Source organism: Anaeromicrobium sediminis (assembly GCF_002270055.1).
GTDB lineage: Bacteria > Bacillota > Clostridia > Peptostreptococcales > Thermotaleaceae > Anaeromicrobium > Anaeromicrobium sediminis.
This window is the reverse complement of the sequence record NZ_NIBG01000001.1, coordinates 532,048-557,779: the sequence shown is the minus strand read 5'-3', so window position 1 is coordinate 557,779 and position 25,732 is coordinate 532,048. Positions and strand designations below refer to the sequence as shown.

Below are 25,732 nucleotides of genomic sequence, written 5' to 3'. Positions count from 1 at the left end.
CCAAATTAAGAAATTATCCTAATAAAGAAGGAATTAAAAAACATGTGAAGAATAATTAAAATGGTAAACCTTTTAAGAAATTTTGGAGGTAGTCAATGAATGTATAAAAAAAATTATGTAGTATTTAAAGGAAGTAAGGATGGACTATTTATATATCTAAATAAAAATTTTGAATTTGATGTCTTAAAAAATCAATTAATAGCTAAATTAGACTCAGCTAAGGTATTCTTTAAAGGTGCTAAAGTAAAAGGTTTCAAAGGGAAAAAACTAACTGATGAACAACAAGAAGAAATAAAAAAAATTATACATTCAAGGTGTGGAATGACTATGATTGAAAATAAAATAGAAAATGAAAAAAAAGTTTTCAACGACACTAAATTTATAAGAAGTACTGTAAGATCTGGTCAGAGGATAGAAGAAAATGGAAATGTTGTTGTTATAGGAGATGTTAATCCAGGCGCTGAAATAATAGCCGGAGGAAATATTGTTGTAATGGGTTCTTTAAGAGGTGTAGCTCATGCGGGGTCATTTGGGAATGGACAAGCCTTTGTGGTTGCATTTAATTTACAACCTACTCAACTTAGAATAGGTGACGTAATTGCTAGGGCTCCAGATTCTAAACAGATAAAAACAAATATACCGGAGATTGCTACTATAAAGGATAAAAAACTTATAATTGAACCTTACTTACCAAAAAAGTAAATTAAGCTATGATGGAGGGAATAACTATGGGTGAAGTGATTGTAATAACTTCTGGTAAAGGTGGAGTTGGTAAGACTACAACTTCTGCCAATATAGGAACAGGTTTAGCGTTGCAAGGTAACAAGGTTGTTGTTATTGATGCCGATATAGGACTTAGAAACCTAGATGTGGTTATGGGTCTTGAGAACAGGATTGTATATGATATTGTAGATGTGGTAGAGGGTGTATGTAGATTAAGACAAGCCCTTATAAAGGATAAAAGATATGATGGATTATATCTACTACCAGCAGCTCAAACTAAAGATAAAACAGCTGTTAATCCACAGCAAATGAGAGAACTATGTAACCAGTTAAAGGAACTATATGATTATGTAATAGTAGACTGTCCTGCAGGAATTGAACAAGGATTTAAAAACGCCATAGCAGGAGCAGATAGGGCAATAGTAATAAGTACACCTGAAATTTCTTCTGTAAGGGATGCAGATAGAATAATAGGTCTACTTGAAGCATCTGAAATAAGAGATCCAGAACTTATAATAAATAGAATTAGAATAGATATGGTAAAAAGAGGAGATATGATGAATATCGAGGACATGATAGATATTCTTGCTATAGATTTATTAGGAGTAGTACCTGATGACGAATCTATAGTAGTATCCACTAATAAGGGGGAACCAGCTGTAGTAGACAATAAATCTATGGCAGGAGAAGCTTATAGAAACATATCAAAGAGGATATTAGGGGAAGAAGTACCTTTGATAGATTTAGAAAGCGAAGAGACTTTTATGACAAAGGTAAAAAAAATATTTGGATTAAACTAAGGAGGAGATAGAATATGGATTTTTCGCGTTTTTTTGGTAAAGATAACTCCTCAAGTAAAAGTGTGGCAAAAGAGAGATTAAAACTAGTTTTAGTTCACGATAGAACAAATTGTTCACCTAATTTTTTAGAAATGGTTAGAGGAGATATAATTAATGTGATTTCAGATTACATTGAAATAGATGAAAAGGGTCTGGATATTAGAATTACTAAGACTAAAAGAAGTAGTGACGATGCAATGGTACCAGCTTTAGTTGCTAATATACCTATTAAGAAAGTGAAATCAAAATAAGTAATAAAAGGCTAGCATTTGCTAGCCTTTTATTTTTATGAAAATATCATATATGAATATATAATTTTTAATGTTGTTAGAATTAAATATTATATGGTATAATCCATATAGGTTTATATAGAGAGGTGAATACATGCTAAACAAAAAATTGGTCAAGCATATAGATGTGGGACTAATAATAGTAGTAATTTTGTTATTTGCCATAAGTGTAGTTATGATAAGTAGTGCTACCCATGTGACAAAGTATGGAATTACTAGACAAGTTAAAATGCAAGTTATAGCCTTTTCTTTAGGAGTTATAGTAGTGATGATTATGCTTATCATAGACTATAATACTTTTTCAAGTTTTGCAAAACCAATCTATATAGGAAGTATAATACTTCTTTTATGTGTGTACGTACCTGGATTGGGAAAGGCGCAATATGGAGCTAGAAGTTGGATAAACTTAGGACCGGTTGATATACAACCTTCTGAAATAGTAAAAATAGGATTTATTTTGTCTTTTGCCAAGTTTTTAGAAAAAAGACAAAATAGACTAGATACTTTAAAAGAGTTAATGGCGGTCTTTTTATATGCAGCACCACCCATATTGTTAGTACTAAAAGAGCCTGACTTAGGAAATGCATTAGTATTTGTAGTTATAATGATAGGGATGACTTTTGCCTCTGGATTAAACTATAAGTTTATAACTAGAGGTCTCCTCGTAGGAGCTGTTTGTACACCAATAGCATATAAGTTTATGGCTCCTCATCAAAAGGTTAGAATTGATGCTTATTTAAATCCTGCTGATTTAAGCTTACCGGGAAATTATCAAGTAATGCAATCCAAAATAGCTATAGGGTCTGGAAAATTAATAGGAAAAGGCCTGTATAATGGAACACAAAATAATAATAATTTTTTACCAGTTCAAGAATCAGATTTTATATTTGCCGTAATTGGTGAAGAATTTGGATTAATAGGTGGTATAATAGTACTAGCCTTATATTTTATATTTTTGTATAAAATGATTAAAATAACTAAGGGTGCCAAGGATAAATATGGTTCTTTAGTGGTAGTTGGAATTACATCAATGTTTGCATTTCAAATATTTGAAAATATAGGGATGACAATGGGCGTTATGCCTGTTACTGGAGTTACCTTGCCATTTATAAGTTATGGTGGAAGTTCTATATTAACGAATATGGTTGCCATAGGCATTGTTCTTAATGTGGGCATGCGAAGGCAAAAAATAAATTTCTAATAAGGGGAAATAAATATGAAGATAGCATTAATAGCGCATGATGAGTTAAAAGATACTATGGTGAATTTTTGTATAGCTTACGAAGGTATACTAAAAGAGCACGTTTTATTTTCTACTGGAACAACAGGTAAAAGAATAGAAGCAGCTACAGAGTTAAAGATAGATAAGGTGAAATCAGGTCCCCTTGGTGGCGATCAACAAATAGGAGCTTTAATTGCACAAGATGAGCTAGACTTGGTAATATTTTTGAGAGACCCACTAACTTCGCAGCCTCACGAGCCAGATATACAAGCATTAATAAGATTATGTGATGTTTATAAAATTCCAGTAGCTACAAATATTGCTACGGGAGAACTCCTTGTAAAAGCAATGGAAAGAGGAGAATTTAGTTGGAGATTATATAAGAAAAGCTAGTATTTTATATGAAATTTTTATTTAGGACGGTTGTCAATAGATAACCGTCCTATTTTATTTGGAATAAAAATATGTTAAGCAAAATATATTTAGAATATACAAAAGGCATAAAGGAGGGAGAAAATGAGTTATCCATACAAGCGAGTAAGAGTAAGAAGGCCTACAGATGGAAAAATAAATACTAGCTATAGAAAAAAGCTTATAAAACAAATACTGTGGGCTATTGGAATTGTAGTTGTGGTCATAATAATAAAGACTATGAACATGTCAGTTACAAATGATGGACTAGGCCTATTAAAAGAGAATATACATAAGGATATGGATGTAAAAAAGACCGCATACTACGTAAAAAAAGCCTTTAATGAAGTACCAAATTTTCACAATAAAACTATGGAAGTTTTCGGCAATATGACTAGTAGTAGATTGAATAAAAAATATGTTCCACCTATTGAAGGGGAAATTGTATCATCCTATGGAGATAGTATAGACCCTATTTTAAATACTAAAAGTTTTCAACGAGGAATAGATATGATGAGTTTTAAAGATACTTATGTTAGAGGTATCGACGATGGAACTATAGCAGAAGTTGGTGAAAGCGAAAACCTTGGTATGTATGTTAAAGTAAGTCATGGAAGTGACGTCTTTGCCATATATAGTAATTGTACAGAAATAAAAGTAAAGAAGGGTGATGAAATTAGAAAGGGAGATAGAATAGGTGTATTTAGAAAAAATGATAATGGGAAGTACTTTCATTTTGAATTATGGGTAAATGGTAATGTGGTAGATCCTACAGAATACATAAAGTTTAATAATATTATATAGAGAGGAAAATAATAAGTATGAAGTTTTTTGGTGTTAAAATAAATATGGCCTTTATTTTAATGCTATTAATTTTTTTTGTTTTTGGGTATTTTGAAGAAATTATATTGGCATTTATAGCAGTTTTTATACATGAATTATTTCATACTATTATGGCTAGATTGTTAGGATATAATATAGAAAGTATAGAAATTTTTCCTTTTGGAGGAGTCGCGAAATTAAAAGAAACTATAGCGCTAGAACCTAGGGATGAAATATTAATAGCCATATCAGGACCTCTAATTAATTTAATCATAGCTTTTATTGGCGTGAATTACAAAATCCTCATAAATGAATTTTTTATATATTCTAATCTGGGAATAGGAATTTTCAACTTAATACCCATATTACCCTTAGATGGAGGTAGAATTATAAGGGCATATTTATCATTAAATTGTGGAATTAAAAAGGCTACTAAGATTATAAGTATAATATCTAAATGTTTAATTGTAACAATGGCTACATATGGTCTATATATGATAAAAGAAGATTACTCTAATATATTTGTTGTTTTACTATCCATATTTTTATATATGGCAGTTAACAAAGAGATAAAAATGTCAAAATACATGTTTATAAAGGAGTTTGCCCATAAAAAAAGATCTATTAGGAATAATAAAATATTAACAGTTAAGAATATAGTAGTTAAAAAGGATGTACGGGTAAAAGAAATTATAGATTCATTTTTGGTAGGAAAGTATCATATGATTATGGTAGTAGATGAACAATATAATGTAATAGGAAATTTAACAGAAAATGAAATTTTAGATGGGGTTATAAAATACGGAATAAATGTTTCCCTAGAAAAGTTGTTAACATATGGGTAAAATGATAGAATAGTAAATGCATAATATTACAAGGGAATAAAAGAAATACTAAGCATATGTAAATTATAACGGGAGGACAAAAGATGAAAAGTATAGATTTAAAAGATATCTTATATAAAGTAGAAAAACCCGCAAGATATATAGGGAACGAAATAAATTCTGCCAAAAAGAATTTAGATGAAGTAAATGTGAGATTTGGATTTGCATTTCCTGATGTATATGAGGTAGGTATGTCTCATTTAGGTATGCACATTCTATATCACATTTTAAATGCAGAAAAGGATGTATATTGTGAGAGAATATTTGCTCCATGGGTTGATATGGAAGAAGAAATGAGAAAGAATAATGTACCTTTATTTACTTTAGAAACTCACAGCCCAGTCAAAGAGCTTGATTTTTTTAGTTTTACTCTTCAATACGAATTAAGTTATACAAATATATTAAATATGATAGAACTTGGTAATGTACCAATAAGAAGTAAAGATAGAACAGAAGAAGATCCATTTGTAGTGGCAGGAGGACCTTGTGCGTATAATCCAGAGCCATTAGCTGAAGTAATAGACTTTTTCATGCTAGGAGAAGGTGAAGAACAAATTGTTCAAGTTATGAACTTGTACAAGGAATGGAAAAAACAAGGCAAATCCCGTAATGAGTTTTTAGAAATGGTATGTGAAATAAAGGGCATATATGTACCATCTTTTTATGATGTGAAATACAATGAGGACAACACTATAAAAAGTTTTGAACCTAAGAAGGATTCATATCCTAGAAGAATAACTAAGGCCATTGTGGATGATTTAGACAGTGTAAATTATCCTGATAGTGTTATGGTTCCTAACATAGATATAGTACATAATCGTGCCATGGTTGAAATATTTAGAGGCTGCATCAGAGGATGTAGATTCTGTCAAGCAGGAGTTATATATAGACCTGTAAGAGAGCGCTCATTAGAGAAAGTAGAGAAGATTGCAGAAGATTTATTAAAATCATCTGGTTTTGAAGAATTGTCATTGGCCTCTCTAAGTACTAGTGATTATTCTAAAATAGAGGATTTAGTAAATATACTTGTAGGTAAGTATTCTGGTGAGAGGATTGGATTATCATTACCATCCCTTAGATTAGATAAGTTCCCTATTGAAGTAATTGAAGAAATTCAAAAGGTTAGAAAGACAGGTCTGACATTTGCACCAGAGGCAGGAACTCAAAGACTTAGAGACGTTATTAATAAAGGTATAACAGAAGAGGACTTAACTAAGACTGTAAAAGAAGCCTTTGAATTAGGCTGGACTACTGTGAAACTTTATTTCATGATAGGACTTCCTACTGAAACTTATGAAGATTTAGATGGAATAGCTGACTTAGCAAATAAGGTTGTTGATATATATTATTCCATACCAAAGGAAAAAAGAGGAAGGGGACTAAAAGTAACCGTGAGTACATCTTGTTTTGTTCCAAAGCCCTTTACTCCATTCCAGTGGTATGAGCAAGATTATAGAGATGAGTTTATAGAAAAACAAAATTACTTAAAATCTAAATTAAAGAATAGAAATATTAAATACAATTATCATGAGTCTAAGACTAGTTTCCTAGAGGCTGTAGTAGCTAGAGGCGATAGACGAGTAGGAGAAACTATAATAAAGGCTTGGGAATTAGGATGTACATTTGATGGATGGGGAGAAAAGTTTAAATATGACAAGTGGTTAGAAGCATTAGAATCAACTAATGTGGATCCTCATTTTTATGCTAATAGAAAGAGAGAATACACAGAAGTTCTACCGTGGGATTTTGTAAATGTGGGAGTGACAAAGGACTTCCTACAAAGGGAGAATGAAAGAGCTTTAAGTGAGAAAATAACTCCAAATTGTAGAATGTCTTGTGCTGCATGTGGCATAACAGATGACTTTATAGGTGGTGACTGCAAATGTGTAAGATAAGGATAAGATTTAAGAAAAATGGATATATGATATTTACTTCTCATTTAGATTTAATGAGAATAATAGAAAGAACTTTAAGACGTGCAAGGGTTCCCATTTCCTTTTCACAAGGATTTAATCCCCATGCAAAAATGTCTTTTGCTACAGCATTAGCTCTGGGTGTTTCTAGTGATGGTGAATATATGGATATAGAACTTGATGAAAAGGTTGATTTAGATAATTTAGCCAAGAGAATAAGTAAGGAACTGCCAGAGGGAATTGAAATAATTCAGTATAAGTATATAGATAAGAAAGCTAAATCTTTAATGTCTATAATAAAATATTCATCCTATGTAATTAATTTAAAATTAGAAAAGAAAATCTCAGAAGAAGAATTAAGGGGTAATATAGAAGAATTCCTAAAAGAAGATGAAATAATAATAGAAAAGTACAGCAAAAAGAAAAATAAAACTAGAAAAGTTGATATTAAACCTATGATAAAGTCCATAGAACTAGTAAATATAGATGATGAAAATGTATTATTAAAGGCGTTATTAGCAGCTGGCAGTGAGCAAAATATAAAACCAGAAGCAGTTATGGAGAAGATGTTTGAAAAAATGGATTTCTTCAATAAGGAGTATGTTAGAGTACATAGATTAGAGTTATACGCTTTAAACAAAAAAGACAAAATGGTGACACCTCTAGATGATAGTATTGCATAATTCCTTAGGGGGGTGAATAAATGAATGAAATTATTATAGATTGTGGTTTAAATCAAACAAGAATGGCCATAATGGAAAATAAGCAACTTGTGGAAATGTATATTGATAGGGATGACAAAAAGAGAATAGTTGGAAATATTTATAAGGGTAGAATAACTAATGTACTACCAGGAATGCAAGCTGCTTTTGTAGATGTAGGTTTAGAAAAGAATGCTTTTTTATATGTGAAAGATATAGTAGGCCAGAGTCCAAAAGAACATGTATCCATAAGAAATTTGGTTAAAAATGGACAAGAAATTGTGGTACAGGTTATAAAGGAACCTATGGGTACTAAGGGGGCTAGAGTCACTGGAGATGTAAGTCTTCCAGGTCGCTATTGCGTATTAATGCCTTATAATAACTATGTGGGTATTTCTCGAAGAATTAAGAGTGAGGAAGAAAGAGATAGACTTAGAAGTTTAATTGATGAGGTAAGACCTAGTAATATGGGTGTAATTTTAAGAACTGCCGGAAGAGACAAATCTTCAAAGGAAATAAAGGATGATTTAAATTATCTTTTAAAGCTTTGGAATAAGGTGGAGAAAGAAAATCTTTTAGGGTTTGCGCCTAAAGTAATATATAAGGAATTAGATAGTATTCATAAAATAATAAGAGATAGATTTACAGAAAAAATTCATAGACTTGTATTAGATGATGAAGAAAAATATAAAGAAGCTAAAGAATTTGTAAAATTAATAGATTCTAATATGAAAGATAAAATAGAATTATATAAGGATGAGCTAGATATCTTTGATTTCTATGGCATTGAAAAAATGATAAATAACGCTATTAATAAAAAGGTATGGTTAAAAAGTGGAGGTTACTTAATAATCGATCAAACGGAAGCTTTAACTGTAATAGATGTTAATACGGGGAAATATGTAGGATCAATAGACTTAGAAGATACTATAATTAAAACAAATAAGGAAGCTGCAAAGGAAATAGCAAAACAACTTAGACTACGAGATATAGGTGGCATCATTATAATTGATTTTATTGATATGGCCACTGAAAAATCTCAAAAGGAAATGATACACATATTTGAAGATGAACTTACTAAAGACAAAACTAAGACTAACGTATTGGGAATGACTAATCTAGGTCTTTTAGAGATGACAAGGAAGAAGGTTAGAGGTCGGATATCTTCTGTATTACAAAAGAAATGTCCTTGGTGTAATGGAACTGGAAGGACCATATCAGATTATTCCATATTACAAAAGATTGAGGATAAAATAAGACGCTTGTCTGTTCATACAAATGCTGAGGCAGTTTTGATTGAAGTGTCTATGAAAACCCATGAAGACTTGCATACTCATCACAAGGAAAAGTATGAAAAGATTGAAAAGGAATATGGTATTAAAATATATTTTTCAAAAGCTTTCATTAAGGACGAAGAATTTAATGTAAAAACCATGGGTAGAATAGAAGAAATTGAGAAAATAATTAAAAGCTAAAAAGTACCTTGTAATACATAATAAAGTATGCTATACTAAATATCGGTAATACGGACGGTCCTCTGCTAACTACATAGTTAACAAGAACGTCTAGGATGAGAGGAGGGACAACCATGGATATGATCAGATTAATTGAACAAGAAAACCTTAAAAAGGAAATTCCTGTATTTAACATTGGTGATACTGTAAAGGTACACTTAAAGATTAAAGAGGGAACTAGAGAAAGAATCCAGGTGTTCGAAGGATATGTAATCAAGAGACAAAATGGTGGAATCAGAGAAACTTTTACAGTAAGAAGAATTTCTTACGGAGTAGGAGTTGAAAGAACTTTACCAGTTCATTCTCCAAAGATTGATAAGATCGAAGTAGTAAGAAAAGGTAGAGTAAGAAGAGCGAAGTTATTTTATCTTCGTGAAAGAACAGGTAAAGCTGCTAAAATTAGAGAAAAGAAGTAATCTAAAGGGACTGGATACAGTCCCTTTGTTGCTATATAAAATAATTTTATAAGTGAGTGGTGAAAAACTATGGAACATATAAACTGGTATCCAGGTCATATGAAAAAGACTAAGGAATTAATACAAAAAAATCTTAAATTAGTAGACGTAGTAATAGAACTATTAGATGCAAGAATTCCTCTTAGTAGCAGAAATCCTCAAATAAATGAAATTGTACAGAATAAACCTAAGGTTATTGTATTAAATAAAAGTGATTTAGCAAACCCAACCATATCAAAGGAATGGGTAGAGTATTTTAAAAAAGAAGGTCACAAAGTAGTTGAAGTTGACACTATAAGTGGTAAAGGATTAGATAAGGTTACAAAGATGGCCAATGAAGCTGTAGAAGATAAAATGAAGGCCCGTGAAGAAAAGGGAATGAATAGACGTGCCATAAGAGCCATGATAGTGGGAATTCCTAATGTGGGTAAATCTTCTATAATAAATAGATTAACGGGTAAAAAAAGTGCTAAGACAGGAGATCGACCAGGGGTTACTCGAGGTAAACAATGGGTTAGATTAAAAGGTAACATAGAATTACTAGATACTCCAGGTGTTTTATGGCCTAAATTTGAAGATTTAAATGTAGGTTTGAAATTAGCATTTACAGGATCAATAAAGGATGAAGTATTAGATGTGGAAACTATAGCTTTAAGACTTATAGATTATTTATGTAGATACTATCCTGAAAATATGAAAGAAAGATATAAGCTAGACACTATTGAAGAAGAAGCACTAGACAATATGGAGAATATAGCTAAAAAAAGAGGATGTATTTTAGGTAAAGGAAGAACCGATTACACTAGGGTGGCTAATATCATATTAGATGAGTTTAGAGCCAGTATAATAGGAAGAATATCTTTAGAAAGACCTAATGAAGAAATACATATTACAATGAATGATACAGATGAAGAATAATGAAGGGCACCATTTTATGTGGTGCCCTTTTTAGTATACAGACAAACTATGGATGTACCACTTCCAAGTTAAGCTTATGTGAACCTACTACGTTTCTATAATTCAAAACGTTTCACAGATAAGTCACTATCAGACTATAGGGTGTGAATATTATATTTACGGTAGAAGGTTCACAATTGTTTGCAGCATAGGATGTTCTGATGTTCCATCTGATGAAAAATTTTTGAATTATAGAAACTTGTAGGTATATAAAGTTTATTGAGTTTGGAAGTAGTTTATCTATATAAGAAGATAGAAGGAGGGCTTTAAGTTGGATTTTAAATCAATGAAGATAAAAGAAGTAAATGAGTTTTTTAAAGGATTACATATAGATGAAAAGATAAAATATTTAGATGATTTAATGTTAGATGAAAGAAGTGGAGTAAAGAAAGTATTAGAAAAAATAGAAAAGGAACATAAGAAGCATTTAATGGAAATTGAAAGGGTAAAAAATATGTGGAAGATAGAAAATTCTTTAAATGTGGATATAATAGGTGGAATAGATGAGGCTGGTAGAGGTCCTTTAGCAGGGCCTGTTGTGGCTGCTTGCGTAGTATTACCCAAAAATATTTTTATAGAAGGTATTAATGACTCTAAAAAGATGTCTCCTAAGAAAAGGGATGAATTATTTGAAATAATAAGTAAAAATGCATTAGATATAGGTGTAGGTATAGTGGACAATGAAATAATTGACAATGTAAATATTTTTAATGCAACTAAAATTGCCATGTTAAGAGCTATTAACAGTCTGAAAAAAAGTCCTGATTATTTATTAATAGATGCAGTAACTTTAGACGATATAAATATAAGACAAGAAGCTATAGTTAAAGGTGATAGTAAAAGTGCTTCCATAGCAGCAGCATCCATAGTGGCTAAAGTGACTAGGGATAGAATTATAGATAGATATGGTGAAAAATACCCTGAGTATGGATTTAAAAATCATAAGGGATATGGGACTAAAGAGCATTATGAGGCTATAGAAAAGCATGGAATTACGCCAATTCATAGAAGGAGTTTCTTGAAAAATATTTTGGAGGCTAATTAATGAAAATAGGCATAAACTTTCATAAAATTCTAGATAAAGGTAATAATAAAAGGGAAGTTGCTCCTAAACAGATAAAGACAAAAGTGGCACAGCTTAAAAGTGCTTTAATTGAGGAGTTACTTAAAAATGAAAGTGAGCAAGTAACAAAGGAAACTAAAGAAAAACTTGTGAAGTATTTAAAGGATATGAATGTGGACGATTCTAAAGAGAATATGGATACATTAAAAAAAATTATAAAGAATGAAATACCCCTTAGTAAGGAACTCTTTAAAAGGGTAAACAATATAAGGGCCAAATATAACTTGATAAAAGATATAAAGACTAATGAGGGAATAAAGCTTCCAGAAGAATTATATAAAGAGGAAATTGACAAAATTCCATTAAAAAAAATAAACGAACTGTTAAGTGAATCCTCAGGAAAAGATAATACTTTAGTAAAAGGTAATGTTAAGGAAAATGTAGAAGAAAATATTCCTAAAGAAGGCCCTATAAAGGAATCTATCGCTGAGGAAAATGTAGAGAAAAAAAATACTTCTCCAGAAAAAAACGAAATTATTAAAAATAATTTAAATAAAAAGAATGATGAAACTGAGCCTATGGAAAAAAAGACAGAAAGCTCTAATGAAAAGCCAAATAATAAAGAAGTTGTCAACAAAGAAACTAAAGAAAATTTTGTTTTAGATAAGACTACAGATAAAATATTGTTTTTAATTAAAAATAATCTGAAGGTAAACTTAGAAAATCTAGATAAAGCAAAATATATTTTTAAAGAAGAGAAAATCTCTGAAGACATAAAGGAATTAATAGAAAGTATAGATGATCCAAAGGTGAAAAATATTATAAAAAAGTTCATATTAAGTAAATCCAATATGGATGAAGGGCAGCCCATAAAGGATAATGTAAAAAAAATGTATTCTTTATTAGAGGCCATAAAAGATGAATTAAGTGAGAAAGATAGTCCAGCCCAAAGGGAACAGGTAGATAAACTACTAGATACTATGAAGTTTTTAGATAAGGTCAATAAAGAAATGTATTATATGCAAGTACCTCTATTAATAGATGATGATATAAGAAACTTAGAAATGTATATGGAAAAGAAAGATGGTAAGAAAAAGTCTATAGAGGGTAAGGGGATTTCATTTACTTTAGAGACTAAAAACTTAGGGGATATAACTTGTCAGATAAATGTAAATGATGAAAATATGAACTTAAAATTCCATGTGAACGATGATGAAATTATGAACAAAATGAAGAATAAAGAGGACAAACTAAAAAACCATTTAGAAGATATGGATTTTGAAAATATTTTAATTAAATATTTAGTGGGAATAAAAAAGGATGAGATAGTTTACTTAGAAAATAAGGAAATAAACTTTGTGGATGTTAAGGTGTGATGTGAATGGATAAAAAAGTAGCTGTTGCCATAAAATACGACCATGAAAAGGATAGTGCTCCTAAGGTCATAGGAAAGGGACAAGGACATTTAGCTGAGAAAATAGAGGCCTTAGCCAAGGAACTGAGTATACCCATACATGAAAATGAGGCCCTAGCCTATAAACTAAATGATTTGGATTTAGGAGAAGAAATTCCTGTGGAACTATATAATGTGGTGGCTCAAATATTATCCTTTATAATTGAAATTGATATGAATGAGGGAAAATAATGAATAATGTACAAATTGGAAAAATGGGAGAGAACATAGCAGTAAAATATTTAAAGAATAAAAAGTATAAAATATTAGATACTAATTATCGGTGCCAATGTGGTGAAATAGACATAATAGCCATGGATAATAATAGATATGTTTTTGTTGAAGTAAAAACTAGAAAAAATAAATCCTATGGTACACCAGCTCAAGCAGTAAACTATAAAAAATTAGAAAAGATATATAAGGTATCTAAACATTATATACAAAATAAAAAAATAAAAACACCTCCCATGAGATTTGATATTATAGAAGTTTATTATGAGAAAGATATAAGAGTAAATCACATAAAGAGTATTTCTTAGTTAAGGGGTAAATATATGTTATCTAGAATAAATTCATGCACACTATTAGGTTTAAACGGACAATTAACAAAGGTAGAAATAGATCTATATAATGGTATACCAGGTATAACCGTGGTAGGACTTGCAGATATATCTGTTAAGGAATCTAAAGATAGGATAAAATCTGCAATTAAAAACTCAGGAATAGAATTTCCAGATGATAGAATAACGGTGAATTTAGCTCCTGCAAGTATTAAAAAAGCAGGATCCCACTATGATATACCTATAGCTGTAGGCATATTACAGGCCATGGGAGCCATAAAACAAGTTCCCCTAGATCATATGGCCTTTATAGGAGAACTGTCCTTAAATGGGAATTTAAACCCTATAAGGGGTGCATTGCCCTTAGCACTAGAGCTTAGAAAAAACAATATAAAAGAAATAATAGTTCCAAAGGGAAATTTAATTGAGTTAGCTATGGTAAAGGATATGAAGGTATATGCCTTTAATACTTTATATGAAGTTATAAAATTTTTAAATGGAGAACTGGATTATAAGGACGAAAGACCCATAATAGATTTAGATAAACCAAGAACGTATAATGTGGATTTTAATGAGGTCTGCGGACAAGAATATGTGAAAAGGGCCATGGAAATAGGGGCTGCCGGTGGGCACAATATTATGATGATAGGGCCTCCAGGAGCCGGAAAATCCATGATGGCTAAAAGATTTCCTACTATTCTACCAAGTCCTACTTATGAAGAATGCCTAGAAATTACTAAAATATACAGTGTTGCAGGCCTTTTGTCAGATGAATCCCCCATAATGATGGAGCGCCCTTTTAGGTCACCCCATCATACCATATCAAACGTTGGACTTGTTGGCGGAAGTAGTAATTTAAGACCAGGGGAAGTATCACTAGCTCATTATGGCGTATTATTTTTAGATGAATTCCCAGAATTTAAAAAAAGTGCTATAGATGTATTAAGACAGCCCATAGAAGATGAAATCGTAACCATATCTAGAGCAAGTGGCACTGTCACCTACCCAGCCTCTGTAAATTTAATATTGGCTCTTAACCCATGTGCATGAGATACCAAATCGCTCGACGAAGTATAAGAGGTGGCTGAAAAGTAAAGAGTTAACTCAACCACGCCATTATATATATTTATTTCTCTTACAATACTTTTTAAAAGTTTTTTCTTTTCTTCTATATCTAAAAATTCATATAGAGTTGTGAACTGCTTAAGATGGTATCTAGCAGTTTCTATATTTATAGATTCAATAGAATTAGTTTGTAATTCATATTGAATCTTATTTAATTCATGAAGAAGTGAGTTCTTTTTATCTTCCAATTCTTTATATTTCTTTTTAATTAAAAACTCAGGAAGAGTTCCCTTAGTAAGAGCTGTAACTAAATTATCCATTTCCCTTTCTGTAGTTTTAATTTCAGAGTCTATTTTATTCTGTCTAGCCATCAATGGTATTCTTTTATCATCTACTTCTTGAGCAGAGTTATCTAGCAGCTCATTAATATAATGTTCATCATTATATAGTTGCTTGATATGATTAACTATAAGCTCTTCTAGATAATCAGCTCTCATACTTACTTCATTGTCACATAACTCTTCAGATCTATCATTTCTAACCCTGCATTTGAAGTAGAGAAAATACCCCTTTGATATATCGTTTGCTTTAGGAGAAGCTACTAATGCCATTGCGTGACCACATTTATCGCATCTAACTAAACCAGATAGAGGAGAGCGAGTACTTTGACTAGATCTAGGAGCCGTGCTTATATTACGCTTTAGTTTTAATTGTGCCTTGGCATAAATCTCCCCAGGAACAACTCCTTTATGACTTCCTATACCTACATACCATTCATCCTCGCTACGTACTCGTGTGCTCTTTTTATGAGGTTTCCTACGATTGTAAAACATAAGTCCATATTCTCCAGTAAAATCTTTTTCATCACTAACGATTTGCATTTTCGTGTGGTTCTTAAAATAATCATAAGCATCTTTATCTGCAATACAATAAAGTGCATTCTTTATGATTCTAGATGCTTTGGTTGGTGACCAACCAACTCCTGCTCTGGTTGTAAAACCATATTCAGATGAGTTAGCGGTATGAGCTATTTTTCTCATAGATAAATCATCCTTTACATACCAGTCAAAAAGCTGTTTTATTATGGCACATTCTTTTTCATTAGGTATAAGATCAGTAACATTCTTGGTCTTACCATTGACTATAATACTCTTTCTATCTGCTTCATAGCCGAAAGGAACAACTCCACCATTCCATTTTCCTGATTTAAATCTGTCAACCATATTATCTTTTACTCTCTCTACAATAGTTTCTCTTTCTAATTGAGCAAAAACTGCAGTGATCATCATCATGGCTCTACCCATCGGAGTAGAGGTATCAAAGTTTTCTTTGATAGATACAAATCCCACATCTAATTCATTAAGCTCTGTAATTAATCCAGAAAAGTCACTAACAGATCTAGAGATACGGTCTAACTTATAACAAATTATATATTTAATTTTGCCATCTTTAGCATCTTGCATCATTCTTTCAAATGCAGGCCTTTCTAGTGTCTTTCCAGAGTAATCATAATCTTCATATACAACGTGATTCCACCCACGTAATTTACATAAGGCTGCACCACGACTTATTTGATTCTCAGTAGATTCTCCCTTATCACTAGCCTTAGATTTTCTAGCGTACACTGCTGCTGTTTCCATCCTGTGTCCCCCTTCTTATGGTTCTGCTTGCAAACATATGTTCGATACAATTATACCATAATTTCAAATATCTACAAATAACTTCCAAAATTCGACAGACAAAAGATTTCTGTTTGTCTAAAATAGAAATATACGTAAATAGAAGGGGGACTACACCAATGGCATTCAATCCAGGACTAAATCCAGGAGATGTAATAGATAATAGTCAATTAGCAGATATATTTAAATGCGCTCCGCAAGGTGGTATGAGAAGAGCTCATAAAACAGGAACTTTGGTCATTGTTTCCGATCATACAAGAGCGATATATGAAGATAGATGGATAGAGGATGTACTTCATTATACAGGAATGGGCCAAGTTGGAGATCAAAGTATAAATAGCTCCCAAAATAAAACTTTAAATGAATCAAGTAGCAATGGAGTAGAGGTATATCTATTTGAAGTATTTAAGAAAAAAGAATATACATTCATGGGTCAAGTTGAACTAGCAGGAGAGCCATACCAAGAGGATCAAACAGATAAAAATAATGATATGAGAAAAGTATGGGTATTTCCATTGAAATTGGTTTCAGATAAAAGAGTCATATTGTCAGCTGAAACAATAAAGGTTAAGCAGGAAAAGAAACGAAAAGAAGCCGAAAATTTAGATGATGAAACATTGCTTAAGAGAGCTAGACAGTCAAAAAAAGGTACAGGAACTAGAACTGTATCTACAACAACTTATGAAAGAAACGTATATGTATCAGAACTTGCTAAAAGGAGAGCAAATGGAATATGTCAGCTATGTGAAGAGGCTGCGCCATTTATAGATAAAAAGGGAAGACCTTATCTAGAGACACATCATATTATATGGTTGTCTAAAGGGGGAGAGGATACCATAGAGAATACAGCTGCATTGTGTCCTAATTGTCATAGAAAAATGCATTCGCTGAATTTAGAAGAGGATGTTGAAAAGTTGATAAGGGAAAGTAAATGTGAAAATTAAAAGGAGACATTCAATATCTCCTTTTGTTGTATATCTAATACTTATATTAAGACTGTTTTTTGGTATTGCTTAATCTTAAGCATCTAGATTTGTAAAATGCCTGTCTGATCAATTTTGTTATAAAAGCTAATTGGATCAGCTCCCTGTAATTTACGTATCTTATAGTATATATCAATCAAATGCAATAGATCTCTCGAGAACATGTCATCTGTTCCAATACAGAGGTCATTTTCAAAATTACGAATATTTGAGAAGATAACTCTGTCCTCGATATCTGTATATACATCAGTTTCATTTTCGGTGAAAAAGGCTATAAATGGAATCAAATCTTTTTTTAAAAGTTCTATTTGAGAAGAAAGTATAATTAATTTATCATAATATGTTTCATAATGATTAGTTCCCAAGCGTATATCTTCAAATTTATTTACTTTGTTTCTTAAATGATTGATGTAATGTAGATCTGTATGTTCAAAAAAAATTTTCCATTTGCTATGCACATCATCTGTTGGCATAACTTCAAATTCTATCGCTTTAAATACTGTTAGAATAAAATTATGAATTTTAGAACCAATTACACCGAAAGTTGTCATATACTTTGCTTTAAGCTGGTATTCTTTTTTTGTGTCAGGTATAAATACTACTAAGATATAGAAAATAAGAGATACTATATATCCAATTGATAAATTTACCAATATATCAATGAAATAGTTTACTATAATATAATCTAGATCAAACCATACGGGAGAGTTATATGCGAATCCATTTATAATTATCAATAATAATGCCAATATAAGTAGTAAATTTAAGAACTTATGATTTCTTAAGTATGTGTGAAATATGTATTTATTCAAGATGCTATATCCTCCTTTGAATTTTATTAAACCATGTTATCACCAATACCAATTTTAATATAGGAGATAACATGGGAAATTATATATAGAAATTTTCTCTAATCATAATCTGTATATGTAGAACTAAAGCATATTAGATCTATGATCTTTCTAATTATTTTTCGTTGTATTAAAAAGAAACTGTGAATATACAACCCTATCGGCCGTCTTTCTCATTTTTATAGAACGTTTAAAAATAAGTATTGAAAAAACAAATAATATAAGAACAGCTATAATATTTCTAGCAACGCCAAATAAACAAGATGTATATATGAATATATTAAAAGGAATCATAAAACAAATTATAAGAAGTAAAAATGCAATACTCCTCTGAAAATCTGCAAGAGAGACAAATATATAATAATTACTTATATCATCCTTGGTAAATGGGAAACATAAATTTTTTATTCCTAAGTCTTTGCCTTCTAATTGATTATCTCTATATTCAATAATTTTGTTTTTAAGTTTAAAATCAGTTTCATATATTTTTTCAATTTCACTTATAATTAGATCTTGTTGCTCTGTAGATACTTCTTTGAATGCATCAACATTAAATTTTATTCCTAATTTTCCATTTACCCAGTCCATAAAAGTCTTAGATAAAGCATAGCAAATATGTCCACCTATAAATGATGTAATAATGAATATAATGATTAAAAGTGTGCTAGACAATTCATTAATTTTCTTAATTAAAAATATAAATTCAGGAAAATAATATAACACTATTGCATTTAAGATGCTTCCTGGAAACAGGATAGCTATATGATCATAAAAATTAAATTGTATTTTATTCGATTCCAAAAGTTCACCTCTTTGTCTGTTATTAGATTGTTGTATAGTTTCACAATCTGAAGGGGCAGAATTATTACTACACAGTATAATAATATACTACAATAATATGTTAAATGCTACAAATATTGTCATAAACATTATTAGATAAAAAAAGGTGGCAATCAAATATGCAATACGACAAAATATTACAAAAAATACTCGCTACACTAGCTATAATAATAATAAATAAAATTATAGTAATAGAAGAAATCTTATATATATAATAAAACTATTAATAATACGTATGGAGGCCATATGAATACAATAGATAAACTTACAAAACACATAGTAGAGTTTAGAGATGAAAGAGATTGGAGACAATTCCATAATCCAAAAGATTTAGCCCTATCATTATCACTGGAGGCAAGTGAACTTTTAGAAATATTTCAATGGAAAGATTTAAAGGATATGGACTTATCAACAGATAGTCCGGATAATCTTAAAATTAAAGAAGAGGTTGCTGATATTGCAAACTATATACTTTTAATATGTAATGAACTAGATATAGATCTTGAAGAAGCAATACTAGAAAAAATAGAGAGGAATAGAACGAAATATCCTGTTGAGAAAAGTAAAGGTAGTGCAAAGAAATATACTGAATTGTAGGGGGAAGCAATGAACATACATAAATCAAGACATTTATTTTTAAAGTTTAATAAGAATTATGAAAACACAAAAATAGATACAATGAGTGAACATATAAAAATAGATAAAGAAGAAGGTTGCGTTATATGGGGATCGTTCACAAAAAAATTAAATGAAAATAGTTTTGAAAAAGCTAAAATTTCTAAGATGGATAATCAAGTTCTTAGAGGAGAACCAACCTTTATTTTTCTATACTGTATGGAAGAGGATAATGTATTTGTTGCAGATTTTATTGAATGGTTTTCAAGGTACGAAATTGGAGTAGAGTCCGACTTAATAAACTTAGTACCCCAATACTATCGTGACAGGGTAGGAGTGAATCCAGATCCCCAAAAGGAAAAATTTACATGTAAGGCTTACTTGAAAATTTCTAATATACGTCCAATAGATTTTTCCACTATAGAGAAACTTGTAAATTTCAATGATCACAGTATAAAAATTTCAGACAGGATCGAAGCAAAAAATAGATTTAGTGTTTCATATGTACAAATGTCAGATGAACAATATAAAGAATTAAAGTCTGAATATAATAGTTACGTCAGTGAAGCTGTAGAAATAGTAGATAATGATATATTAGAAAATAAAGAGCGTGCTAAAATTAAGATGACCGGAAAGCAAAGTGATCCTCCTGAGAAAAAAGGATTAAAGGAAAGTAAAAGACTTAAAAAAAGAATAGGACAAAAACGTGACTATGTAAAACAAGCAAAGTCAAATCAACTCATTGGAGATTTAGGTGAAAAGCTAGTTTTAGACTTAGTTAAGGAAGAGCTAGTGGATAATGGTTATCCTGATTTAGCAAAGAAGGTAAAGCATACATCGAAAAAAGATGGAGATGGTCTTGGATATGATATTCTGAGCTATGATACAGATGGAAATAAGATTTATATTGAGGTGAAAACAACTACTAAAGGGATAAATAATCATTTTTATATGTCTCGTGATGAACGAGAATTTGCCAGAGAAAATAAGGATAGTTACATGTTATATAGAGTTTTCAACCTTGATATAGAGAATGGAGTTGGGGAGTACTATATAATAGAGGGATCATTAGAAGATGAGTATGAGTTCGTTGCTGAAAATTATAGAGTTATTAGATAATAGTTGAATTATTCTATAATTAATTTATAGTGATTTAGTAGAATAGAGAAAAAATAAAAGGAGATGCTAAGCATCTCCTTTTTTACGTATCTTTTTCTCAAGAAATTTCCTAAATAAGGTCTTTTTTTTATGAACCATTTTGCTAAATAAAAATATTCAAAAATATTGCTGTTATTTTTAATAAGATACAATATGCTGTCATTGCCTAAAACTTAAGTAGTTGAACTACTTACATGAGCTTAATAATAAACTTAATATTTTAATATGTGTATTCATTGCAAATTATGGAATTGCTAATTTTATAAAAAACACGGTATAAAATAAACAAAAACACACATAATACTACAGAACACACAACACACAACACGCAACACACAATACAACATGAGTATATATATGAGTGGAGGTGAGTTATTATAGTTTTTACAACTAAACAGATAAGTGAAGGATTGGAAATGTCAGAGGAGACGATTAGAAGGTGGATTAGATCTGGGGAGCTTGAAGCTGATAGTTTAGGAAGAAGCTATCGTATAAATGAAGACAATCTGAGAAAATTTCTAGAAAAAAAAGGAATAAAGTATGAGCATACACCTTTAACAAAATTTGCTAATGAGATGAAAAGAACCTCTCAAGGAATAGTGAGTAGAACAGTACAAAATTTAGAAAAAAGTAATTCTTTGAAAGAAAAAACAACGTTTAGTAATGAAAATACTGTGAATAACAATCTCAAAGAAACTAAGATTAACAAGACAGATATAAAAGAGTTACCTAAGATTCCTTTAACTTTAAACACTTCTGATAATAATGTTACAAAAGAATTTTACGAACCATGCTTACAGTGGGCTAAGAACTATGATAGGGCAGTTGGATACTTCACATCCAGTTGGATGAGAGTTAATGCGAAAGGTATGAGTGTTTTTGCTTCAAACGGTGGCAAGGCTAGATGGATAATTAGTCCAATTATGGAGCCTGAAGATATTGAAGCTATAATGAATAGTCTTAGACTCAAGGATGGTAATGAGTATTTCACTAATGTTTTAAAGCAAAATGTAGAGCTTTTAAAAGAGTTTCTTGAACATGATACTTTAAATGCTATAGCCTGGATGGTGTATGATGGAATAATTGAATTTAGATTTGCTGTACCTACTAATAATCTAGAAGGGGATTTTCATGATAAGTTTGGAATTTTCTCGGATGATAAAGGTAATAAGTTATCTTTTAATGGCTCGGTGAATGATAGTTACAAAGGAACAGTCAATTACGAAAGCCTAAAAATATTTCAAACCTGGAAAAGTCTTGGAGATTTTGTAAAAGATGATGAAAAACGATTTGAGAGACTATGGAAAAATAAAGATCCTAATGTTGCAATTTACAAATTACCTAAAGCTATAGAGAAGGACATATTTGAACTAAGAACAAGGAAAAGACCATATACCTTAACAGGAAAATTTGTTAATCCAATGGATAAATGGCGACATCAAAGTGAGGCAATTAATACGTTTCTTGAAGTCGGCAATGGGATATTAGAGATGGCTACGGGAACCGGTAAAACTAGAACGGCATTAGAAATTATTAAAACGTTATTTGTAAGAAAGAAAATTAGGAATGTGATTATAACGGTAAATGGAACTGATTTATTAGATCAATGGTATAGACAAATAATAAAGTCTACAAATCTTAATGTTTACAGATTTTACTCTAGTTATAAAGAATTATCAGGTTTTATGCTTTTACCTACAAACTCTGTGTTATTAGTCTCAAGAAACCCACAATTTCTAGAGGAGACATTACAAAAAATGGGAAATAGTGTTTTGAAAAATTCTATAATTGTATGTGATGAAGTACATGGGTTTGGATCGCCTGCTATAGTAGGGAAATTGAAGGGCAGAATTTCTGGTTTTAAATATAGGTTAGGTCTGAGTGCCACACCTGAACGAGAGTATGATGAAGAAGGCAATAAATTTATTACTGATGAGATTGGAGAAGTGATTTATAAGTTTGATACAGAGGATGCAATAAAGCGTGGTATACTTTGTGAGTTTGAATATTATCCTTTGGAATTTATGTTGACGCAAGAAGATAAAGTTAAAATTAAAAAAATAATTAGTACTTTCAAAATTAAAGAAGAAGCAGGAGAAGTTGTTGATCATATACAGATGTATACTAGATTAGCTGAGGTTAAGAAAGTTTCACCAGCAAAACTCCCTGCGTTTAAAGATTTTTTAGATAACCATTTAGAAATATTAAATCGATCAATAATATTTGTTGAGACAAAAGAATTTGGAATAGAAGTTCAAAATATTTTGATTGATAGGTTTCCACACTATCATACTTATTATGGCGAAGACGATCGTAAAAACTTGTCAAGATTTAGTAAAGGAGAGATAAATTGTTTGATAACAAGTAAAAGGATATCAGAGGGAATAGATATTCAATCAGTTAATAATATAATATTATTTTCTGCAGACAGGGCGAGGTTACAAACAATTCAAAGAACAGGTCGTTGTTTGAGAATTAATCCCAATAATCCAGGGAAAAAAGCAAATGTAGTTGATTTTATTTGCGTGGATTCAGAACAAGATCAAGAAAGTAATCGAATAAGTATAGATGTTGAGAGAAGAGAGTGGTTGTTGAAATTATCACAAACAAGAAGAGAGGAATAAAAGATGGCTGTATATTTAGAACTTAAAGAAGCTATAGAAAATATTGTACAAGAAATTGAGGAAACGAATGAATTTAAGAGAAGTTTTAGTAAGTTAATAGAAAATTTTTTAGATAATTCTTATAGAGATGATGATATTCGTGAAGTATTAAATCTAGTATCACTGAAAGGAGAGGAATGATGTGAAAATAAGGATATTAGGATTAAAATATGAGAATATTCGAGGTGTTAATAACTTAGATATATCTTTAGAGAAGAATAAAAATAAGCCGTTTATTGTAACTCTGACAATGATGCCAAATGGAACTGGTAAAACAACAACTATAACGTTATTACGTGCTGTTTTTGATGGACAAGCTAAAAATTGGGATGCTAATATTATAAGGGATTTTAGGCCGGCTGATTCTAACGCTCCAAATGGGAAGTTTAGTGTTAAGCTTTTAATTGAGGAACAAGTATATCATATTATTTTAAATTTAGACTACGAAAAAGGAGAAGCAAAATATCAAACCTCGAAAGTTGGAGATGTAGGAGGACTTGATGATGGATTATTATTGCCTAGTACTATACAAGATATGTTAACTCAAGAATTTGTTAAGCGCTTTATTTTTGATGGTGAATTAGCAAAAGATATTATAGATAGTAATAGTGACGAAGCGGAAAAAGCTATAAAATACTTATACAAATTAAACCGATTAGAGGAACTTAGATATAGAATTAACTCAATTGTTAATGAAGCACAACTAAATTCTCAAAAAACTAGTACTAAAACAGATCAAGGCTTAAAAGTGTTAAAAAATCAAAGAGATGCAGTTCAAAAAACATTGTTGAAACTTAAAGCTCGTCAAAAAGAAGTAGAGGCTGAGATTCAGACAAAGGAATTAAGACATGGTCAAATCGAAATTGATATTAGTCAAAAATTAAAAACAAATGATAGTATTAGAAACAAAGTTGAAGAATTAGAAAGTGAAAAAAGAAGGAATAAAGCGGAAATAGATAATAGTACTCAAAGTTTTATTGAAAAAATGAGAAATCCGTATGTATTAAGTCCCCAGATTGCACAAAGACTTGAAAAACTATCAGGTAAAATGGAATATCTTAAATTACCTCGCACAACTTCAAAACAATTTTTTCAAGAATTAGCAGAAAGTGATAGTTGTATATGTGGAAGAGAAATTAGGAGAAATGAAAAAGAAGTTATTTTAAAAAAATCTGAAGATTATCTTGCGGAAGACCAAATTGGTGTAATTAATGCTGTAAAGTCAGCTATTAGGGATAGACGATATAGCCAGTCTCTAAATGAAGAAAAAGAAATTTTACATCGAGAATTATTTGAAAGGCAGAGGATTAAAACAGAATGGGATAGACTACAGATTCAACTTGAAGAAGCAGGAGATTTCGAATTACAAAATTTAAAAGAAGAGTTAGAGGAGTTGAAGTTGACTCTTGAAAAACTTACAAATGAACATGAAAAACTAACAACTACAGATACAACACATCTACAGAATTTGGATTATTATGAAAATATTCCTCTTTGTGAAAAGAAAATAGAATCCATTGAAGATAGATTAATGGAAGCGACTAATACAGTAATTTTAGTTAAGAGTGCTGAAAAAATTAAAAAGTATTTAAGAAGTATTGAAAATAAAACTTTAGTGAAGCTAAAAGAGCGAATTAAAAATGAAACAAATGAAAAAATATCAAAAATCATAAAAACTGAATCAATTTATGTAGGAGATATTGATCGACATGTAAAATTGAAAGATAAATCTGGAGCAAGTGCAGGTCAAACATTAGCTATAGCTTACTCGTTTTTAGGATCAATGTTTGATAATTCAACATATCAATTACCATTTGTAGTGGACTCGCCAGCGGGGGCGCTAGACCTAGATGTTAGAAGACAAGTATCGGCTATATTACCAAATTTATTCAAACAAATGATTGTCTTTATAACTTCGGGTGAAAGAGAAGGATTTACAGAATATTTCTGTGATAAAAATGAAGATGTACAATTTTTAACAATAGTAAAGGAAAAAGGAAAACCGGTTGTATGTATGGACGGAATAGATTATTTTATAAGTTTCCAAGATTCTAGTGGAGTAACAGTTTGA

At 30.6% G+C, this 25,732-nt stretch carries 26 protein-coding genes; 23 read left to right on the top strand and 3 right to left on the bottom strand.

Translation table 11 applies throughout. The features are described from left to right. Positions 1 to 99 precede the first annotated feature (99 nt). The 17 genes from minC to CCE28_RS02705 all read left to right on the top strand — a co-directional run bounded on the left by minC (position 100) and on the right by CCE28_RS02705 (position 14,857). Entirely contained in the window at positions 100 to 702 is a 603-nt protein-coding gene (minC, locus tag CCE28_RS02785; RefSeq protein WP_095130723.1) for a septum site-determining protein MinC, read from the top strand. A gap of 26 nt (positions 703 to 728) precedes the next feature. Then, on the top strand, positions 729 to 1,523 hold the full coding sequence (minD, locus tag CCE28_RS02780) for a septum site-determining protein MinD (protein WP_095130720.1): 795 nt from the start codon (positions 729 to 731) through the stop codon (positions 1,521 to 1,523). Between the two features lie 14 nt (positions 1,524 to 1,537). Further along, the gene (minE, locus tag CCE28_RS02775; RefSeq protein WP_095130719.1) at positions 1,538 to 1,813 is read left to right on the top strand and encodes a cell division topological specificity factor MinE; all 276 of its coding nucleotides are present in this window, start codon (positions 1,538 to 1,540) and stop codon (positions 1,811 to 1,813) included. A 133-nt stretch (positions 1,814 to 1,946) separates the two neighbouring features. After that, positions 1,947 to 3,053 (top strand): rod shape-determining protein RodA, encoded by a 1,107-nt coding sequence (gene rodA / locus CCE28_RS02770; RefSeq protein WP_095130717.1) that lies wholly within the window; start codon positions 1,947 to 1,949, stop codon positions 3,051 to 3,053. 15 nt (positions 3,054 to 3,068) lie between these two features. Then, the gene (mgsA, locus tag CCE28_RS02765; RefSeq protein ID WP_095130715.1) at positions 3,069 to 3,467 is read left to right on the top strand and encodes a methylglyoxal synthase; all 399 of its coding nucleotides are present in this window, start codon (positions 3,069 to 3,071) and stop codon (positions 3,465 to 3,467) included. A 123-nt stretch (positions 3,468 to 3,590) separates the two neighbouring features. Beyond that, on the top strand, positions 3,591 to 4,289 hold the full coding sequence (locus CCE28_RS02760) for a M23 family metallopeptidase (protein WP_095130713.1): 699 nt from the start codon (positions 3,591 to 3,593) through the stop codon (positions 4,287 to 4,289). A gap of 17 nt (positions 4,290 to 4,306) precedes the next feature. After that, the gene (locus CCE28_RS02755) at positions 4,307 to 5,152 is read left to right on the top strand and encodes a M50 family metallopeptidase (protein ID WP_095130711.1); all 846 of its coding nucleotides are present in this window, start codon (positions 4,307 to 4,309) and stop codon (positions 5,150 to 5,152) included. An 83-nt stretch (positions 5,153 to 5,235) separates the two neighbouring features. Continuing rightward, entirely contained in the window at positions 5,236 to 7,086 is a 1,851-nt protein-coding gene (locus CCE28_RS02750; protein ID WP_095130709.1) for a TIGR03960 family B12-binding radical SAM protein, read from the top strand. Next, positions 7,074 to 7,787 (top strand): TIGR03936 family radical SAM-associated protein, encoded by a 714-nt coding sequence (locus CCE28_RS02745; RefSeq protein WP_095130707.1) that lies wholly within the window; start codon positions 7,074 to 7,076, stop codon positions 7,785 to 7,787. Before CCE28_RS02750 ends, CCE28_RS02745 begins: the two co-directional genes overlap by 13 nt. A gap of 20 nt (positions 7,788 to 7,807) precedes the next feature. Next, positions 7,808 to 9,280, top strand: a complete 1,473-nt coding sequence (locus CCE28_RS02740) for an Rne/Rng family ribonuclease (protein ID WP_095130705.1) — start codon at positions 7,808 to 7,810, stop codon at positions 9,278 to 9,280. A gap of 113 nt (positions 9,281 to 9,393) precedes the next feature. Next, the gene (gene rplS, locus CCE28_RS02735; RefSeq protein ID WP_095130703.1) at positions 9,394 to 9,735 is read left to right on the top strand and encodes a 50S ribosomal protein L19; all 342 of its coding nucleotides are present in this window, start codon (positions 9,394 to 9,396) and stop codon (positions 9,733 to 9,735) included. Between the two features lie 69 nt (positions 9,736 to 9,804). Further along, a complete protein-coding gene (gene ylqF / locus CCE28_RS02730) occupies positions 9,805 to 10,692 on the top strand; it encodes a ribosome biogenesis GTPase YlqF (protein WP_095130701.1) in 888 nt (295 codons plus the stop codon). A 310-nt stretch (positions 10,693 to 11,002) separates the two neighbouring features. Next, positions 11,003 to 11,776 (top strand): ribonuclease HII, encoded by a 774-nt coding sequence (locus CCE28_RS02725; protein ID WP_330396800.1) that lies wholly within the window; start codon positions 11,003 to 11,005, stop codon positions 11,774 to 11,776. After that, positions 11,776 to 13,170 carry a flagellar hook-length control protein FliK gene (locus CCE28_RS02720; RefSeq protein ID WP_095130699.1) on the top strand — a complete coding sequence of 465 codons (1,395 nt, stop codon included), beginning with the start codon at positions 11,776 to 11,778 and terminating at the stop codon, positions 13,168 to 13,170. The genes CCE28_RS02725 and CCE28_RS02720 overlap by 1 nt, the downstream gene beginning before the upstream one ends. 5 nt (positions 13,171 to 13,175) lie before the next feature. After that, positions 13,176 to 13,439, top strand: coding sequence for an EscU/YscU/HrcU family type III secretion system export apparatus switch protein (locus CCE28_RS02715; RefSeq protein WP_095130697.1), 264 nt, complete (start codon positions 13,176 to 13,178; stop codon positions 13,437 to 13,439). Next, positions 13,439 to 13,786, top strand: a complete 348-nt coding sequence (locus CCE28_RS02710) for a YraN family protein (protein WP_095130695.1) — start codon at positions 13,439 to 13,441, stop codon at positions 13,784 to 13,786. The genes CCE28_RS02715 and CCE28_RS02710 overlap by 1 nt, the downstream gene beginning before the upstream one ends. A 15-nt stretch (positions 13,787 to 13,801) precedes the next feature. Beyond that, complete coding sequence (locus CCE28_RS02705; protein ID WP_095130693.1) at positions 13,802 to 14,857, top strand: YifB family Mg chelatase-like AAA ATPase; 1,056 nt, start codon at positions 13,802 to 13,804, stop codon at positions 14,855 to 14,857. Here the strand turns inward: CCE28_RS02705 and CCE28_RS02700 are convergent. Next, positions 14,809 to 16,512 (bottom strand): recombinase family protein, encoded by a 1,704-nt coding sequence (locus tag CCE28_RS02700; RefSeq protein ID WP_095130691.1) that lies wholly within the window; start codon positions 16,510 to 16,512, stop codon positions 14,809 to 14,811. The two genes, CCE28_RS02705 and CCE28_RS02700, sit on opposite strands and share 49 nt — an antisense overlap. Before the next feature lie 158 nt (positions 16,513 to 16,670). Here CCE28_RS02700 and CCE28_RS02695 point away from each other — a divergent pair, with 158 nt between their 5' ends. Continuing rightward, a complete protein-coding gene (locus CCE28_RS02695; protein WP_095130689.1) occupies positions 16,671 to 17,495 on the top strand; it encodes an HNH endonuclease in 825 nt (274 codons plus the stop codon). Between the two features lie 83 nt (positions 17,496 to 17,578). On the opposite strand, the gene CCE28_RS02690 is transcribed toward CCE28_RS02695, so the two are convergent. Together CCE28_RS02690 and CCE28_RS02685 are read right to left on the bottom strand one after the other, a co-directional pair. Next, a complete protein-coding gene (locus tag CCE28_RS02690) occupies positions 17,579 to 18,346 on the bottom strand; it encodes a hypothetical protein (protein WP_095130688.1) in 768 nt (255 codons plus the stop codon). A gap of 150 nt (positions 18,347 to 18,496) precedes the next feature. After that, a complete protein-coding gene (locus CCE28_RS02685; RefSeq protein WP_095130686.1) occupies positions 18,497 to 19,186 on the bottom strand; it encodes a hypothetical protein in 690 nt (229 codons plus the stop codon). 285 nt (positions 19,187 to 19,471) lie between these two features. Between CCE28_RS02685 and CCE28_RS02680 the strand changes: the two genes are divergently transcribed. The 5 genes from CCE28_RS02680 (at position 19,472) to CCE28_RS02665 (ending at position 25,732) form a co-directional block, all read left to right on the top strand. Further along, positions 19,472 to 19,822, top strand: a complete 351-nt coding sequence (locus CCE28_RS02680) for a nucleotide pyrophosphohydrolase (protein ID WP_095130684.1) — start codon at positions 19,472 to 19,474, stop codon at positions 19,820 to 19,822. A gap of 9 nt (positions 19,823 to 19,831) precedes the next feature. Continuing rightward, positions 19,832 to 20,959 (top strand): DUF3883 domain-containing protein, encoded by a 1,128-nt coding sequence (locus CCE28_RS02675; RefSeq protein WP_095130682.1) that lies wholly within the window; start codon positions 19,832 to 19,834, stop codon positions 20,957 to 20,959. 413 nt (positions 20,960 to 21,372) lie between these two features. Next, the gene (locus CCE28_RS02670; protein ID WP_330396804.1) at positions 21,373 to 23,622 is read left to right on the top strand and encodes a DEAD/DEAH box helicase family protein; all 2,250 of its coding nucleotides are present in this window, start codon (positions 21,373 to 21,375) and stop codon (positions 23,620 to 23,622) included. A gap of 3 nt (positions 23,623 to 23,625) precedes the next feature. Then, on the top strand, positions 23,626 to 23,802 hold the full coding sequence (locus tag CCE28_RS22090; RefSeq protein ID WP_176461629.1) for a hypothetical protein: 177 nt from the start codon (positions 23,626 to 23,628) through the stop codon (positions 23,800 to 23,802). 1 nt (position 23,803) lies between these two features. Next, positions 23,804 to 25,732, top strand: coding sequence for an ATP-binding protein (locus CCE28_RS02665; protein WP_095130677.1), 1,929 nt, complete (start codon positions 23,804 to 23,806; stop codon positions 25,730 to 25,732).

What these genes read in the sequence shown, in the direction of transcription:
- minC (WP_095130723.1), top strand. Translation starts at nt 100, where the DNA reads ATGTATAAAAAAAATTATGTAGTATTTAAAGGAAGTAAGGATGGACTA.
- minD (WP_095130720.1), top strand. Translation starts at nt 729, where the DNA reads ATGGGTGAAGTGATTGTAATAACTTCTGGTAAAGGTGGAGTTGGTAAG.
- minE (WP_095130719.1), top strand. Translation starts at nt 1,538, where the DNA reads ATGGATTTTTCGCGTTTTTTTGGTAAAGATAACTCCTCAAGTAAAAGT.
- rodA (WP_095130717.1), top strand. Translation starts at nt 1,947, where the DNA reads ATGCTAAACAAAAAATTGGTCAAGCATATAGATGTGGGACTAATAATA.
- mgsA (WP_095130715.1), top strand. Translation starts at nt 3,069, where the DNA reads ATGAAGATAGCATTAATAGCGCATGATGAGTTAAAAGATACTATGGTG.
- CCE28_RS02760 (WP_095130713.1), top strand. Translation starts at nt 3,591, where the DNA reads ATGAGTTATCCATACAAGCGAGTAAGAGTAAGAAGGCCTACAGATGGA.
- CCE28_RS02755 (WP_095130711.1), top strand. Translation starts at nt 4,307, where the DNA reads ATGAAGTTTTTTGGTGTTAAAATAAATATGGCCTTTATTTTAATGCTA.
- CCE28_RS02750 (WP_095130709.1), top strand. Translation starts at nt 5,236, where the DNA reads ATGAAAAGTATAGATTTAAAAGATATCTTATATAAAGTAGAAAAACCC.
- CCE28_RS02745 (WP_095130707.1), top strand. Translation starts at nt 7,074, where the DNA reads ATGTGTAAGATAAGGATAAGATTTAAGAAAAATGGATATATGATATTT.
- CCE28_RS02740 (WP_095130705.1), top strand. Translation starts at nt 7,808, where the DNA reads ATGAATGAAATTATTATAGATTGTGGTTTAAATCAAACAAGAATGGCC.
- rplS (WP_095130703.1), top strand. Translation starts at nt 9,394, where the DNA reads ATGGATATGATCAGATTAATTGAACAAGAAAACCTTAAAAAGGAAATT.
- ylqF (WP_095130701.1), top strand. Translation starts at nt 9,805, where the DNA reads ATGGAACATATAAACTGGTATCCAGGTCATATGAAAAAGACTAAGGAA.
- CCE28_RS02720 (WP_095130699.1), top strand. Translation starts at nt 11,776, where the DNA reads ATGAAAATAGGCATAAACTTTCATAAAATTCTAGATAAAGGTAATAAT.
- CCE28_RS02715 (WP_095130697.1), top strand. Translation starts at nt 13,176, where the DNA reads ATGGATAAAAAAGTAGCTGTTGCCATAAAATACGACCATGAAAAGGAT.
- CCE28_RS02710 (WP_095130695.1), top strand. Translation starts at nt 13,439, where the DNA reads ATGAATAATGTACAAATTGGAAAAATGGGAGAGAACATAGCAGTAAAA.
- CCE28_RS02705 (WP_095130693.1), top strand. Translation starts at nt 13,802, where the DNA reads ATGTTATCTAGAATAAATTCATGCACACTATTAGGTTTAAACGGACAA.
- CCE28_RS02700 (WP_095130691.1), bottom strand. Translation starts at nt 16,512, where the DNA reads ATGGAAACAGCAGCAGTGTACGCTAGAAAATCTAAGGCTAGTGATAAG.
- CCE28_RS02695 (WP_095130689.1), top strand. Translation starts at nt 16,671, where the DNA reads ATGGCATTCAATCCAGGACTAAATCCAGGAGATGTAATAGATAATAGT.
- CCE28_RS02680 (WP_095130684.1), top strand. Translation starts at nt 19,472, where the DNA reads ATGAATACAATAGATAAACTTACAAAACACATAGTAGAGTTTAGAGAT.
- CCE28_RS02675 (WP_095130682.1), top strand. Translation starts at nt 19,832, where the DNA reads ATGAACATACATAAATCAAGACATTTATTTTTAAAGTTTAATAAGAAT.
- CCE28_RS22090 (WP_176461629.1), top strand. Translation starts at nt 23,626, where the DNA reads ATGGCTGTATATTTAGAACTTAAAGAAGCTATAGAAAATATTGTACAA.